12 protein-coding genes and 3 pseudogenes are annotated in these 12675 nt (G+C 59.6%); 5 read left to right on the forward strand and 10 right to left on the reverse strand.

Going from position 1 to position 12675, the window contains the following annotated elements; genetic code table 11:
- Position 1: 1 nt before the first annotated feature.
- Together JWR98_RS00620 and JWR98_RS00625 are read right to left on the reverse strand one after the other, a co-directional pair.
- Positions 2-1266: pseudogene (locus tag JWR98_RS00620) on the reverse strand (CynX/NimT family MFS transporter).
- Positions 1256-1915 (reverse strand): FadR/GntR family transcriptional regulator, encoded by a 660-nt coding sequence (locus JWR98_RS00625; protein WP_205489116.1) that lies wholly within the window; start codon positions 1913-1915, stop codon positions 1256-1258. Before JWR98_RS00625 ends, JWR98_RS00620 begins: the two are co-directional and overlap by 11 nt.
- A gap of 159 nt (positions 1916-2074) precedes the next feature.
- Here JWR98_RS00625 and JWR98_RS00630 point away from each other — a divergent pair, with 159 nt between their 5' ends.
- Positions 2075-2386 carry a type II toxin-antitoxin system MqsR family toxin gene (locus JWR98_RS00630; RefSeq protein ID WP_205489117.1) on the forward strand — a complete coding sequence of 104 codons (312 nt, stop codon included), beginning with the start codon at positions 2075-2077 and terminating at the stop codon, positions 2384-2386.
- Positions 2383-2865 carry a type II toxin-antitoxin system MqsA family antitoxin gene (locus JWR98_RS00635; RefSeq protein ID WP_078823338.1) on the forward strand — a complete coding sequence of 161 codons (483 nt, stop codon included), beginning with the start codon at positions 2383-2385 and terminating at the stop codon, positions 2863-2865. The genes JWR98_RS00630 and JWR98_RS00635 overlap by 4 nt, the downstream gene beginning before the upstream one ends.
- A gap of 57 nt (positions 2866-2922) precedes the next feature.
- On the opposite strand, the gene JWR98_RS00640 is transcribed toward JWR98_RS00635, so the two are convergent.
- The 4 genes from JWR98_RS00640 to JWR98_RS00655 all read right to left on the reverse strand — a co-directional run bounded on the left by JWR98_RS00640 (position 2923) and on the right by JWR98_RS00655 (position 7092).
- Positions 2923-3687, reverse strand: coding sequence for an amino acid ABC transporter ATP-binding protein (locus tag JWR98_RS00640; RefSeq protein WP_003171943.1), 765 nt, complete (start codon positions 3685-3687; stop codon positions 2923-2925).
- Positions 3688-3698: 11 nt separating this feature from the next.
- The gene (locus JWR98_RS00645; protein ID WP_205489118.1) at positions 3699-4796 is read right to left on the reverse strand and encodes an amino acid ABC transporter permease; all 1098 of its coding nucleotides are present in this window, start codon (positions 4794-4796) and stop codon (positions 3699-3701) included.
- Between the two features lie 10 nt (positions 4797-4806).
- A complete protein-coding gene (locus JWR98_RS00650) occupies positions 4807-5988 on the reverse strand; it encodes an amino acid ABC transporter permease (RefSeq protein WP_078731662.1) in 1182 nt (393 codons plus the stop codon).
- Between the two features lie 72 nt (positions 5989-6060).
- Positions 6061-7092 carry an amino acid ABC transporter substrate-binding protein gene (locus JWR98_RS00655; RefSeq protein WP_034096005.1) on the reverse strand — a complete coding sequence of 344 codons (1032 nt, stop codon included), beginning with the start codon at positions 7090-7092 and terminating at the stop codon, positions 6061-6063.
- A gap of 347 nt (positions 7093-7439) precedes the next feature.
- Here JWR98_RS00655 and JWR98_RS00660 point away from each other — a divergent pair, with 347 nt between their 5' ends.
- Together JWR98_RS00660 and rhlB are read left to right on the forward strand one after the other, a co-directional pair.
- On the forward strand, positions 7440-8096 hold the full coding sequence (locus tag JWR98_RS00660; protein ID WP_205489119.1) for an alpha/beta hydrolase: 657 nt from the start codon (positions 7440-7442) through the stop codon (positions 8094-8096).
- A 95-nt stretch (positions 8097-8191) separates the two neighbouring features.
- Positions 8192-9657 (forward strand): annotated as a pseudogene (gene rhlB / locus JWR98_RS00665) (ATP-dependent RNA helicase RhlB).
- 81 nt (positions 9658-9738) lie between these two features.
- Here rhlB and moaE read toward each other — a convergent pair.
- The 3 genes from moaE to moaC are packed head-to-tail and all read right to left on the reverse strand — an operon-like array spanning position 9739 to position 10903.
- Positions 9739-10188, reverse strand: a complete 450-nt coding sequence (gene moaE / locus JWR98_RS00670) for a molybdopterin synthase catalytic subunit MoaE (protein WP_078731659.1) — start codon at positions 10186-10188, stop codon at positions 9739-9741.
- Positions 10189-10190: 2 nt separating this feature from the next.
- Positions 10191-10433, reverse strand: a complete 243-nt coding sequence (moaD, locus tag JWR98_RS00675) for a molybdopterin converting factor subunit 1 (protein ID WP_205489120.1) — start codon at positions 10431-10433, stop codon at positions 10191-10193.
- On the reverse strand, positions 10430-10903 hold the full coding sequence (moaC, locus tag JWR98_RS00680; protein ID WP_205489121.1) for a cyclic pyranopterin monophosphate synthase MoaC: 474 nt from the start codon (positions 10901-10903) through the stop codon (positions 10430-10432). The genes moaD and moaC overlap by 4 nt, the downstream gene beginning before the upstream one ends.
- A 183-nt stretch (positions 10904-11086) precedes the next feature.
- Here moaC and JWR98_RS00685 point away from each other — a divergent pair, with 183 nt between their 5' ends.
- Positions 11087-11533 (forward strand): DMT family transporter, encoded by a 447-nt coding sequence (locus tag JWR98_RS00685; RefSeq protein ID WP_205489122.1) that lies wholly within the window; start codon positions 11087-11089, stop codon positions 11531-11533.
- An 80-nt stretch (positions 11534-11613) separates the two neighbouring features.
- Here the strand turns inward: JWR98_RS00685 and JWR98_RS00690 are convergent.
- Positions 11614-12539: pseudogene (locus JWR98_RS00690) on the reverse strand (LysR family transcriptional regulator).
- Positions 12540-12675 lie beyond the last annotated feature (136 nt).

Here is a 12675-nt window from a genome sequence, read left to right on the forward strand (position 1 = left end):
GCTAGACCTTCTCGCTGGTCACGCCCACGTACAACGCACGTCCGGCACCGCAACCGGCGACAATCGCGCCCAGTCCGATCACGCCGAAGACCCAGCCGGTGGCGCCCCAGCCGCCGGTCCAGTCATGCAGCACGCCGACCGCCAGCGGCCCCATGGAGGCCAGGGTGTAACCGAAGCCCTGGGCCATGCTCGACAGGTTGGCCGCGACATGCGCGTCGCGCGAGCGCAGCACGATCAAGGTCAGCGCCAGGCTGAACGTCCCCCCCTGGCCCAGCCCCAGCAGGATCGCCCAACCCCACAACCCGTCCAGCGGCGCATACAGGCAACCGAACAGGCCGCCCAGCGTCAGCAGCATCACCACCACAATGGCCAGGCGCTGGTCTTTACCGCGCGTGGCAACCAGGGCGCAGACAGGGAGCTGAACAACTGCATGATGATCGAGCCGGACAGCGCCAACCCCGCTTCGGTAGCGCTCAGGCCGCGGCCGATCAGGATCGACGGCAGCCATCCAAACACGATGTAGGACAGTGATGACTGCAGGCCCATGTACACGGTCACCTGCCACGCCAACGGATCGCGCAATAACCCCTTCACACGATAGGCGACGCGGTGCGCCCCGTGCTTGTGCCCCACCTGCGGCAGCCAGCACAGCGCGGCCAGCAATGCCGGCACCGTCCAGAACCCCAGGGCCAGGGCCCAGCTGCCTGCGAAATAATGGCTGAGCGGCACAGAGGCTCCTGCCGCCAGCGCCGCGCCCAGGCACAGCGCCATGGTGTAGACACCGGTCATGGCCCCGGCCTGTCGGGCGAAATCGCGTTTGACGATGCCCGGCAGCAACACGCCAATGATGCCGATGCTCGCGCCGGCGATCAGGCTGCCGGCGAACAGCCCTACTTCGCCGAACGCGCTGCGCAAAATGATGCCGGCCGCCAGCGTGAGCAGGATGCCGAGCACCACGCGCTCAGCCCCAAAGCGTCGCGCCAGTCTCGGTGCGGCGGGCGCAAACAGCCCCAGGCACAATACCGGCAAGGTGGTCAGCAAACCGGCACGGGCGGCCGATAAGCCCAGGCTGTCGGACACTTCGCCGAGCAATGGCGACAGGCTCGACAAGGCCGGGCGCAGGTTCAAAGCCACCAGCACCAGGCCCAACAGCAACAGCCACGGGCGAAGCACCGTGGGTTGCGCCTGTTGCACCGCCTCGTCGTCGGCTTCGGCATCGATCAACAGCTCATCGAGTTCTTGTGCAGGTTTGGTTTCACGGTTCATGGATCAACTGTCGGCAGAGGGATTTGGCGCGTTCCGGGTCTTGTTGTTCCACCGCATCGAGCAACTCGGTATGCAGGTCGAACACCGCCTGGCGACGCGGCGAAACCGTCAGGGTCTGGCGCAACTGAGCACCGACAACGGCGGAAAAATAGTGATACAGCTCGCTCAACGCCGGGTTGTGCGCAGCGTCCACCAAGCGTTGGTGGAACACCAGGTCGGCGCTGATATACGCCTCCAGATCACCGTGATACAGCACGGCGCTGGCCTTGAGCGCCTGGCGCAACGCGACAAGGTCCGCATCGCTGCGACGCAACGCCGCGAGGCCAATGGCCTCCACTTCCAGGATCTGCCGCGTTTCCTGCGCCTGCGCCAGGGAGCAATGGGACAACGCCCGCATCGCGCCCAACGGGTCGGTCATCGAGCGCAGGTAACTGCCATCGCCCTGGCGGATTTCAATCAGCCCGGAAAACGCCAATACGCGCATGGCTTCGCGCACGGTATTGCGGCTGATGCCCAGCTCGGCGGACAGCTCGGGCTCGGTGGGCAAGCGCTCACCAACCGCCCACGCGCCTCGGGTGATGCGCAGGCGCAGTTGCTCCAGGGCCTGATCGACCAGCGAGCGTTTGATCAAAGGGGCGATGTCTGTCATGGGTTTCGCGCTTTCGTCCAATCATAGGATGAATTTTCCTACAGGCTATTCGGAGCCTCCTACAAAAGCAAGGCGCTAGGGTTTTTGGGCAGGCAAAGGAGCAGTATTTTCGATTGGTAAAATTACCCTTAGAGGGTAATTATTGGACTCAGGTGTCTTATGGAAAAGTACACACCTCATTACGATCTGGCTGTGATCAAGGCGGATGTCAGGCGGCTTGGGGCGAAGGCATTTACCTCAACCGCAAGGAACACCGGACGGAAACTCGGCCTTGATATCCACGAGATGCAAGACGTCATTTTTCAATTGCAAACGGGCATATTGCGCAAATCAATGACTACCTATGCAGACCATAGAATCTGGCAGGACGTGTATCACATCAGTTCACGCGGTATGGAGATTTACATAAAAGTTACTTATCGCTCAGGCGGTATCCCACCGGTGATCTCCTTCAAGGAGTGCGACTCATGAAAACTCAACAGTGCTTTATCTGCGGATCGCTCGACGGAATGACTCGCTTCGAGGGGCGGAGCGAAACCCTCAGCGTCAAAGGTATGGAACGTCGCGTCGATGATCTTTCTGGCTGGGAATGCCACGCCTGCGGCGACGGCATGTATGACCCAGATAGCTCAGAACGCCATGCGAAAGCGGGTGATGAACTCATCCACGCAGCCAGGATGATGATCGGCTCTGAGATGAAGCGCATCCGTCGCAAGCTGCACCTTACGCAAAAAGAAACCGTGCAACTGTTATCCGGAGGCGGTCACAACGCTTTTTCACGCTATGAGCGCGGTGAGCTTCTCCCTCCCAAACCATTGGTACTGTTAATGCGGCTGCTGGATAGATATCCGCATTTACTCGCCGACGCCAAGGTATTGGCCGAAGGAGCTGACATGCGTGGATTCACTCATACCGTAAACACCGAACCCGAGGCACTCAAGGCCTGTTGAGCAGGCAAAAAAAAACCCGGCGCCAGGCCGGGTTTATTTTCAAACAGCATCCATCGATCAATGCAAAATCTGGCTCAAGAACAACTTGGTCCGATCATTCTGCGGATTGTCGAAGAAGTCATTCGGCGCCGCCTGCTCGACGATTTCGCCCTTGTCCATGAAGATCACGCGGTTGGCCACGGTGCGCGCGAAGCCCATTTCGTGGGTCACGCACAACATGGTCATGCCGTCTTCGGCCAGGCCGATCATGGTGTCGAGTACTTCCTTGACCATTTCCGGGTCCAGCGCCGAAGTCGGTTCGTCGAACAGCATGATTTTCGGCTTCATGCACAAGGCACGGGCAATCGCCACACGCTGTTGCTGGCCGCCGGACAGTTGCCCCGGAAACTTGTGGGCCTGCTCCGGAATACGCACACGCTCCAGGTAGTGCATGGCGATTTCCTCGGCCTTGCGCTTGGGCATCTTGCGCACCCACATCGGCGCCAGCGTGCAGTTCTGCAAGATGGTCAGGTGCGGGAACAGGTTGAAGTGCTGGAACACCATGCCGACTTCACGGCGAATCGCTTCGATCTGCTTGAGGTCGTTGGTCAGTTCCACGCCATCGACCACGATGCGGCCCTGCTGGTGCTCTTCCAGACGGTTGAGGCAGCGGATGGTGGTGGATTTGCCCGAACCCGACGGGCCGCACAGCACGATACGCTCGCCCTGCTTGACGTTGAGATTGATGTCTTTCAACACGTGGAACTGGCCGTACCACTTGTTGACGCCCTGCATCTGGATAATGCCTTCAGGGCTCACAGGCTGTTTGATTGCTTCGCTCATAAAAAGAACTCCTAACGCTTGTGGCCTGTGTCGAGCTTGCGTTCCAGATGCATGGAATAGCGCGACATACCAAAACAGAAAATCCAGAACACCAGGGCGGCGAACACATAGCCTTCAGTGGCCATGCCCAGCCATTTGGGGTCGGCGGCGGCTTGCTTGACGCTGTTGAGCAGGTCGAACAAGCCGATGATGATCACCAGACTGGTGTCCTTGAACAGCGCAATGAAGGTGTTGACGATGCCCGGGATCACCAGCTTCAGGGCTTGCGGCAGAATCACCAGGCCCATGCTGCGCCAGTAACCCAGGCCCATTGCCGCGGCCGCTTCGTACTGGCCTTTGGGGATCGCTTGCAACCCGCCGCGCACCACTTCGGCCACGTAGGCCGACTGGAACAGGATCACGCCGATCAGGGCCCGCAGCAGTTTGTCGAAGTTCATGCCTTCAGGCAGGAACAACGGCAGCATCACCGAGGACATGAACAGCACCGTGATCAACGGCACGCCGCGCCAGAATTCGATGAAGGTCACGCAGATCACACGAATCGCCGGCATGTTCGAACGCCGTCCCAATGCCAGCACGATGCCCAGCGGCAAGGCGCCGGCGATGCCGACGGTGGCGATCACCAGGGTCAGCATCAGGCCGCCCCATTGGCTGGTCGCCACGTTGGCCAGGCCGAACACGCCACCGTGCAGCAGGAAGTAGGCAACGATCGGGTACAGCACCAGGAAGCTCAGACCGTAGAGCGCTTTGTGCGCAAAGCGCGAGATGAACAACGGCGCCACGCCGACAATCGCCAGCCACACGGTGAGGTCTACGCGCCAGCGCAGGTCACCGGGGTAGTAGCCGTACATGAACTGTCCGAAGCGCTGTTGGATGAACACCCAGCAGGCGCCTTCCTTGGTGCAATCGGCGCGGGTGGTGCCCACCCAGTTGGCATCGAGGATGGCCCAATGCAGGATCGGCGGCACCACCAGGTACACCAGGTAAATCGACAGCAAGGTCAGCAGGGTATTGAGCCAACTGGAAAACAGGTTGGCGCGCATCCATGCCACCGGGCCGAAGACTTTGCTCGGCGGCGGCATATCCGGTTTGAAAGTATGAGAACTCATGTGCGTTTCCTCACCGCTCGATCAGCGCAATGCGCTTGTTGTACCAGTTCATCAGCAGGGAAATGCTGATGCTGATCGCCAGGTACACGCTCATGGTGATGGCAATGACTTCGATGGCCTGGCCGGTCTGGTTGAGCACCGTGCCGGCAAACAGCGAAACCATTTCCGGGTAACCGATACCGGCGGCCAACGACGAGTTTTTCGCCAGGTTCAGGTATTGGCTGGTCAGCGGCGGAATGATCACCCGCAGGGCTTGCGGAATGATGACCTTGCGCAGCGTCGGGCCGTTGCGCAGGCCCAGGGAACGGGCCGCTTCGGTCTGGCCGTGGCTGACGGACTTGATGCCCGAACGCACGATTTCAGCGATGAACGCAGCGGTGTATACCGTCAGGGCCAGGGTCAGTGCCAGCAGTTCAGGGATAAGCACCCAGCCGCCGACAAAGTTGAAGCCTTGCAGTTTGGGCATTTCCCAGTGCAGCGGCACGCCGAAGATCAACGCGCACAGTGCCGGGATCACGATGAACAATGCCAGGCCCGCCCAGAACTTGTGGAACGGAACACCGGTGGCTTCAAAGCGCTTGTTGGCCCAACGAGTCATCAGCACGATCGCCACAATGGCAACCACGATGCTTGCCACGAACGGCCAGAACCCATCAGCGGCAAGCGCCGCCGGCATGTTCAGGCCACGGCTGCTGACAAAGAAGGTATCGCCGAAGTTATGACTGTTACGCGGCCCCGGCATGGTCAGGAACACCGCGAAATACCAGAACAGGATCTGCAGCAGCGGCGGAATGTTGCGGAACACTTCCACATACACCGTCGCCAGCTTGTTGATCATCCAGTTCGGCGACAGCCGCGCCACGCCGACGATAAAGCCGAGCAGCGTTGCCAGGATCACGCCGATAAAGGTCACCAGCAAGGTATTGAGCAGGCCGATCACGAAGACGCGGGCGTAACTGTCCGATTCGGTGTAGTCGATCAAGTGCTGCGCGATGCCGAAGCCGGCACTGCGCTCGAGAAAGTCGAAACCCGAGGTGATGCCCCGGTGTTGAAGGTTGGTCTGGGTATTGTTGAAGAGGTACCAGCCCAGCGAGACCACCGCCACAATCGTGATGATCTGGAAGAGCCACGCACGCACTTTGGGATCGCTGAAGCTGAGCTTCTGCTTTGGTGCGCCGATTTGATTTTGCATGAAGTGCCCCGGAGAGAATGGAACAGAACATCACCCGGCGGTTGGCCCACCGGGTGACAGAACCATCAGCGATCAGCGCACAGGCGGTGCGTATTGAATGCCGCCGTTGTTCCACAGCGCGTTCAGGCCACGGTCGATTTCCAGCGGGGTGCTCTTGCCGAGGTTGCGCTCGAACACTTCCCCGTAGTTACCCACTTGCTTGACGATCTGTACGACCCAGTCTTTCTTCACTTTCAGGTCTTTGCCGTATTCGCCGTCGGCACCGAGCAGACGCGCAACGTCCGGGTTCTTGGTGGACTTGGCTTCAGCTTCAACGTTTTTCGAGGTGATGCCGGCTTCTTCAGCGTTGAGCATGGCGTAGCCTACCCAGCGCACGATAGCCAGCCACTCGTCGTCGCCATTACGCACGACCGGGCCCAGGGGCTCCTTGGAAATGGTTTCCGGCAGTACCACGTAGTCCTTCGGCGAGGCCAGCTTGCTGCGCTGGGCGAACAGTTGGGACTTGTCGGAGGTCAGCACGTCGCAACGACCGGATTCCAGCGACTTGGCGCTTTCGTCGGAGGTGTCGAAGGTGATCGGGGTATATTTCAGACCGTTGCCACGGAAGTAGTCGGAAACGTTCAGCTCGGTGGTGGTACCGGCCTGGATGCAGATAGTCGCGCCGTCCAGTTCCTTGGCACTTTTCACGCCCAGTTTGTTGTTAACCAGGAAACCGATACCGTCGTAGTAGGTAATGAAACCTGGGAATTTCAGGCCCATGCCGGCGTCGCGGGAGCTGGTCATGGTGGTGTTACGGGACAGGATGTCGACTTCGCCCGACTGAAGCGCGGTGAAACGCTCCTTGGCGTTCAACTGGCTGAACTTGACCTTGGTCGCGTCGCCAAACACGGCAGCGGCGACAGCGCGGCATACGTCAGCGTCGATCCCCAGGATCTTGCCGCTGGCATCCGGTACAGAGAAACCCGGCAGGCCGTCACTCACGCCACATTGCACAAAGCCTTTCTTCTGCACGGCGTCCAGGGTGGCGCCGGCTTGGGCGAAACCACTGACACCCAGTACAGCAGCCGCGCAAACGATGGCCAGGGTGGATTTCAATACCTTCATTCAAACCTCCAGTTTTGCTCTTGTTGTGTCGGAGCTCGAACCTCAGCGCACCCTTATGAGGCGATATTGACCCGTGTTGGCTTTTTTTAGGGTCAAGCGGCATGAGGCTGTCGCAATAATTCCAGCGGCTATCCCACAAACGACAGTCACTGATAGTGTTACCGTCTGTGGATAGTTCTGACATCAACCAACACATAGCAAGGCCCGTACCAGAGTGGCGGCTGAGTCGATTCAGCCTAAGGTCAAGAGGAAAAGATTCAACCTTGCGACATTCTCGTAACAGATCAACACCTCACGCACCGTTCCGTCGCACTTAATCGGAGCGCACGCACATTTATGGAGCAGACATGACCGAACCCTTGATTCTTCAGCCCGCCAAGCCCGCAGACGCCTGCGTCATCTGGCTGCATGGCCTGGGTGCCGATCGCTACGATTTCCTGCCGGTGGCCGAGGCCCTGCAGGAAACCCTGCAGAGCACCCGCTTCGTTTTGCCCCAGGCGCCAACCCGTCCGGTAACGATCAATGGCGGCTACGAGATGCCGAGTTGGTACGACATCAAGGCCATGAGCCCGGCACGTTCGATCAGCCTGGAAGAGCTGGAAGTGTCGGCCAAAACCCTCACGGACTTGATCGAAACCCAGAAGAGAACCGGAATAGACGCTTCGCGAATTTTTCTCGCGGGTTTTTCCCAGGGCGGCGCCGTGGTCTTCCACACTGCGTTTATGAATTGGGAAGGCCCATTGGGTGGCGTCATCGCGCTATCCACTTACGCCCCCACCTTTGATGATGAGCTGGACTTATCCGCCAGCCAGCAGCGCATTCCAACGCTGTGCCTGCACGGCCAGTACGACGATGTGGTGCAGAACGCCATGGGCCGCACGGCCTACGAGCATTTGAAGAGCCGTGGTATCACCGTGACATGGCAGGAATACCCAATGGGCCACGAAGTGTTACCCGAGGAGATACGCGATATCGGCATCTGGTTGGCCGAGCGACTGCGCTGAAACCCGCGTTTATGTAGCTGTATGACAGACGCACTACGCCGCGCCCGATTCTTGCATTACACTGGCCGGCGTACATTCCTTAACCAATTAATGAGATCACCGTGCTCAAAGCACTCAAGAAGATGTTCGGCAAACACGAAGCTGAGCCGCTCGCGCCTGAATCCAGTGCTCCCACTTCCGCGTCCGGCAACCGCACTGACGGTCAACAGCCAGGCCGGACCGCAGCAGTCGCCCAGCCGACGACACCGACGGTGACGTCACCCGAACCGGCGACACCCGCCGAGGTTCAAGCCGCACCCGCGCCCAAGCCGCGCCGCGAGCGAGCACCGAAACCCGTCGTTATTCCGTGGAAACTCGAAGACTTCGTCGTCGAGCCCCAGGAAGGCAAGACCCGCTTCCACGATTTCAAGCTGGCCCCGGAACTGATGCACGCCATTCAGGACCTGGGGTTCCCTTATTGCACGCCGATCCAGGCGCAGGTGCTGGGTTTCACCCTGGCGGGCAAAGACGCCATCGGCCGCGCCCAGACCGGCACGGGCAAGACCGCCGCGTTCCTGATCTCGATCATCACCCAACTGCTGCAGACGCCGCCGCCCAAAGAACGCTACATGGGTGAACCGCGCGCGCTGATCATCGCCCCGACCCGCGAGCTGGTGGTGCAGATCGCCAAGGACGCCGCCGACCTGACCAAGTACACCGGCCTCAACGTGATGACGTTCGTCGGCGGCATGGATTTCGACAAGCAGCTCAAGCACCTCGAAGCCCGTCACTGCGACATCCTGGTGGCGACCCCGGGCCGCCTGCTGGACTTCAACCAACGCGGCGATGTGCACCTGGACATGGTCGAAGTGATGGTACTGGACGAAGCCGACCGCATGCTCGACATGGGCTTTATCCCACAAGTACGCCAGATCATTCGCCAGACTCCGCCGAAGGCAGAGCGCCAGACCCTGCTGTTCTCCGCGACCTTTACCGAAGACGTGATGAACCTCGCCAAGCAGTGGACCACCGACCCGTCCATCGTCGAGATCGAAGCGCTGAACGTCGCCAGTGAAAACGTCGAACAGCACATCTATGCAGTGGCCGGCGCGGACAAGTACAAGCTGCTTTACAACCTGATCAACGACAACGGCTGGGAACGCGTGATGGTGTTCGCCAACCGCAAGGACGAAGTGCGTCGCATCGAAGAGCGCCTGGTGCGCGATGGCGTCAACGCCGCGCAATTGTCGGGCGATGTGCCGCAGCACAAGCGCATCAAGACCCTGGAAGGCTTTCGCGAAGGCAAGATTCGCGTGCTGGTGGCCACGACGTGGCCGGGCGCGGGATTCACATCGACGGCATCAGCCACGTGATCAACTTCACCCTGCCGGAAGTACCGGACGACTACGTGCACCGCATTGGCCGTACCGGACGTGCGGGCGCCGCGGGTGTATCGATCAGCTTTGCCGGTGAGGATGACTCGTATCAGTTGCCGTCGATCGAGACGCTGCTGGGGCGCAAGATCAGTTGCGAAACGCCGCCTACGCATCTGTTGCGGGCCGTAGAACGCAAACGCCCTTAACGGTTGGAATGCGCTAAAAAATGTGGGGCGGTGCGACGATTCGACTTGCCCCCTCCCACATTTGCATCTGTGTTCGGCCGGCTATTTCCAGCGATCAGCAGCAGCGTGGTCGCTGTCGCGCCCTTCCACCCAGCGCGCCCCTTCCGGTGTATTTTCCTTCTTCCAGAACGGCGCACGGGTCTTTAAATAATCCATCACAAACGCGCAGGCATCGAACGCCGCCTGACGATGGGCGCTGGCAGCCGCGACAAACACGATCGGCTCGCCCGGCTCCAGCGCGCCGACGCGGTGCAGCACTTCCAGCTTGAGCAACGGCCAGCGCTGCTCGGCTTCCACGGCGATCTTGGCCAGGGCCTTTTCGGTCATGCCGGGGTAGTGTTCAAGGAACATCCCCGACACATCGCGACCGTCATTGAAGTCGCGCACATAGCCGACAAAACTCACCACCGCGCCCACGCCCACATTGGCCGCGTGCATCGCGTTGACTTCAGCACCGGGATCGAACGCTTCGACCTGCACGCGGATGGCCATGCTCAGCCTCCGGTCACAGGCGGAAAAAACGCCACTTCATCGCCGGCCTGCACCGGTTCGTCGAGGCTGCACAGCTCCTCGTTGCGCGCACACATCAGGCTCGCTTCGTTGAGCACTGCGAACTCCGGATCAGCGGCCAATGCCAGGCGCAGCGCGTCGACAGTCGCAAAGTCGCCTTCCATCTCCAGCGAATCAAAGCCCGCCGCTTCGGCGTAGCGCGCAAAAAACAGTACGTTTATGCTCATTGCTCCTGCACCTTGAAATGCCCACTTTTACCGCCGAGTTTCTCCAACAGGCGGATGGTTTCGATGGTCATGCCGCGATCCACCGCCTTGCACATGTCGTAGATAGTCAGCGCCGCGACACTGGCTGCCGTCAGCGCCTCCATCTCCACACCGGTCTGCCCGGAGAGTTTGCACCGCGCAACGATATGCACCGCATTCTGCCCTTCGGCGGTCAGTTCAACCTTGACGCCCGTCAGCATCAGCGGATGACACAAGGGGATCAGGTCGCTGGTTTTTTTCGCGGCCTGGATCCCGGCAATGCGAGCCACGGCAAACACGTCACCTTTGGGGTGAGCGCCGTCGACAATCATTTGCAGGGTTTCGGGCAACATGCGCACCCGCGCTTCGGCCACCGCCTCACGGAACGTCACGGATTTGTCGGTGACGTCGACCATATGGGCGCGGCCTTGGGAATCGAGATGAGTCAGCACAGCGATACTCCTGATCTTGAGCCGCGATTGTAAACCCGCCACTCAAGATCGCGCACGCTTGATTGCTTGCTCACTAATAGCCAATTGCCCGATCAGTGTGGCGAATACGCGCCATCAGAACAAAGAATTGGCGCCGTCAAACCAACCACCGTAAAACTTTAAAAAAATCGGAACGAAGACGTCATGACCTTACTGCCTTTCATCCTGCTCGGTTTATTCGCCGGCTTCGCCGTTCCCCTGCAAGCCGGGACTAACGCCAAACTGGGTAATCTGCTGGGCCACCCTTTGTGGGCGACCGCAGTTTCATTATTGGTCAGCCTGGCTGTTCTTATTCTCATCATTATTGTGACGAAAGCCCCACGCCCCAATCTTGCAGCCGTTCAAGAGGGCCCCTGGTGGATCTGGATGGGTGGAGTCGCCGGCGTATTCTATATTACCGTCGCCTTGTTAATGGCGCCCCGACTGGGTGCGCTCAACTTCATCATGGCGGTACTGGTAGGACAATTGGTTGTATCAATAGCCATTGACTATTTCGGCCTGATGGGCTTTCCAAGACAATCTCTGAATATAAACAAAGTGGTCGGAGCTGTCGTCGTTATAGGCGGTTTTCTAATTACCACGCGCACCTGAACGTCAACTAGTCAGTCATTAACTTAGATGTAAACTCATGACGAGCCAATGGGCGGTCAGAACTTGCACCTGCGACCGGATCAGTCGACCTGCACGGTATGAGCCACCACTTGCTTGACCTGTTCGCGCAACCAGGCATGTGACGGATCGTCACAGAAACGCTGGTGCCAGATCTGCACAAACGGAAAGCGCGGAATGTTGAACGGTGGCGACAGTTGCACCAGGTCCGGGTTAAGCAAGGTGTCTTCCAGGGTACGTGTCGCCACGGTGAGAATCAGGTCGGTGTGGTGCAGCAGGCTCGGCGCCGTGCGCCAGTGCGGCACACTGACGGCGATCCGTCGGCGCATGCCTTCGGCACGCAGCAGGCTGTCGACCTCGCCATTGGCGCCACCGTCCATGGACACCTGGATATGGGGGCGCTCCAGGTAGCTCTCCAAGTCCAGCACACCGTCCTTGGGCAGCGTGCGCCGGTCCAGCAGACAGGAAAAACTCTCCTCGAACAACACCTCCATCGACACGTCGGTCGTCAGGCTGGGAAACACTCCCAGGGCCAGGTCGATCTTGCCCTGTGCCACTTGTTCGAACATCGCATGCCGACTGCCTGGGTGACCACCAGGGTCGTGTTCGGCGCCTCGCTGCGCAGTCGCACCAGCAACTTGGGCAAGATAATCGCCGCGCCATAATCCGACATCGCCAGCTGGAACGTACGCTGGGAGCTGGCGGCGTCAAACTCTATGGACTTGCCAAACAGCGTCTCGATCCCGCTGAGAATCTCCCGCAGCGGCGTCTGAATATTCTGGGCCAGAGCACTGAGCACAACCTCGTTGCCCTCGCGAATCAGGATCGGATCATCGAGCAGTACCCGCAACTTGCTCAGGGAGTGGCTGATAGCCGGCTGGCTCAAATGCAAGCGCGCGCCGGTACGGGTAACGTGCTTTTCGGTGAGCAGCGCATCAAGCACCACCAACAGATTCAAATCGATATTGCGTAGTAGAACCGTGACCATGCTGTGAATTCCATCTCAGGGAGCAACTCTTCAACAAGCAACCCATGCCTCAACTCAAACGAATCATTGAGACCGCACTGTACGTGGACGCTCCCGATCGCGCCAAAGCGTTTTACGCCCAGCACCTAAATGGCCT

The organism is Pseudomonas lactucae, from assembly GCF_016937615.1.
Taxonomy (GTDB): domain Bacteria; phylum Pseudomonadota; class Gammaproteobacteria; order Pseudomonadales; family Pseudomonadaceae; genus Aquipseudomonas; species Aquipseudomonas lactucae.

What these genes read in the sequence shown, in the direction of transcription:
- JWR98_RS00655 (WP_034096005.1), bottom strand. Translation starts at nt 7,092, where the DNA reads ATGAAGGTATTGAAATCCACCCTGGCCATCGTTTGCGCGGCTGCTGTA.
- JWR98_RS00630 (WP_205489117.1), top strand. Translation starts at nt 2,075, where the DNA reads ATGGAAAAGTACACACCTCATTACGATCTGGCTGTGATCAAGGCGGAT.
- moaD (WP_205489120.1), bottom strand. Translation starts at nt 10,433, where the DNA reads ATGAGCATAAACGTACTGTTTTTTGCGCGCTACGCCGAAGCGGCGGGC.
- JWR98_RS00660 (WP_205489119.1), top strand. Translation starts at nt 7,440, where the DNA reads ATGACCGAACCCTTGATTCTTCAGCCCGCCAAGCCCGCAGACGCCTGC.
- moaE (WP_078731659.1), bottom strand. Translation starts at nt 10,188, where the DNA reads ATGGCCATCCGCGTGCAGGTCGAAGCGTTCGATCCCGGTGCTGAAGTC.
- JWR98_RS00635 (WP_078823338.1), top strand. Translation starts at nt 2,383, where the DNA reads ATGAAAACTCAACAGTGCTTTATCTGCGGATCGCTCGACGGAATGACT.
- JWR98_RS00625 (WP_205489116.1), bottom strand. Translation starts at nt 1,915, where the DNA reads ATGACAGACATCGCCCCTTTGATCAAACGCTCGCTGGTCGATCAGGCC.
- JWR98_RS00650 (WP_078731662.1), bottom strand. Translation starts at nt 5,988, where the DNA reads ATGCAAAATCAAATCGGCGCACCAAAGCAGAAGCTCAGCTTCAGCGAT.
- JWR98_RS00645 (WP_205489118.1), bottom strand. Translation starts at nt 4,796, where the DNA reads ATGAGTTCTCATACTTTCAAACCGGATATGCCGCCGCCGAGCAAAGTC.
- JWR98_RS00640 (WP_003171943.1), bottom strand. Translation starts at nt 3,687, where the DNA reads ATGAGCGAAGCAATCAAACAGCCTGTGAGCCCTGAAGGCATTATCCAG.
- JWR98_RS00685 (WP_205489122.1), top strand. Translation starts at nt 11,087, where the DNA reads ATGACCTTACTGCCTTTCATCCTGCTCGGTTTATTCGCCGGCTTCGCC.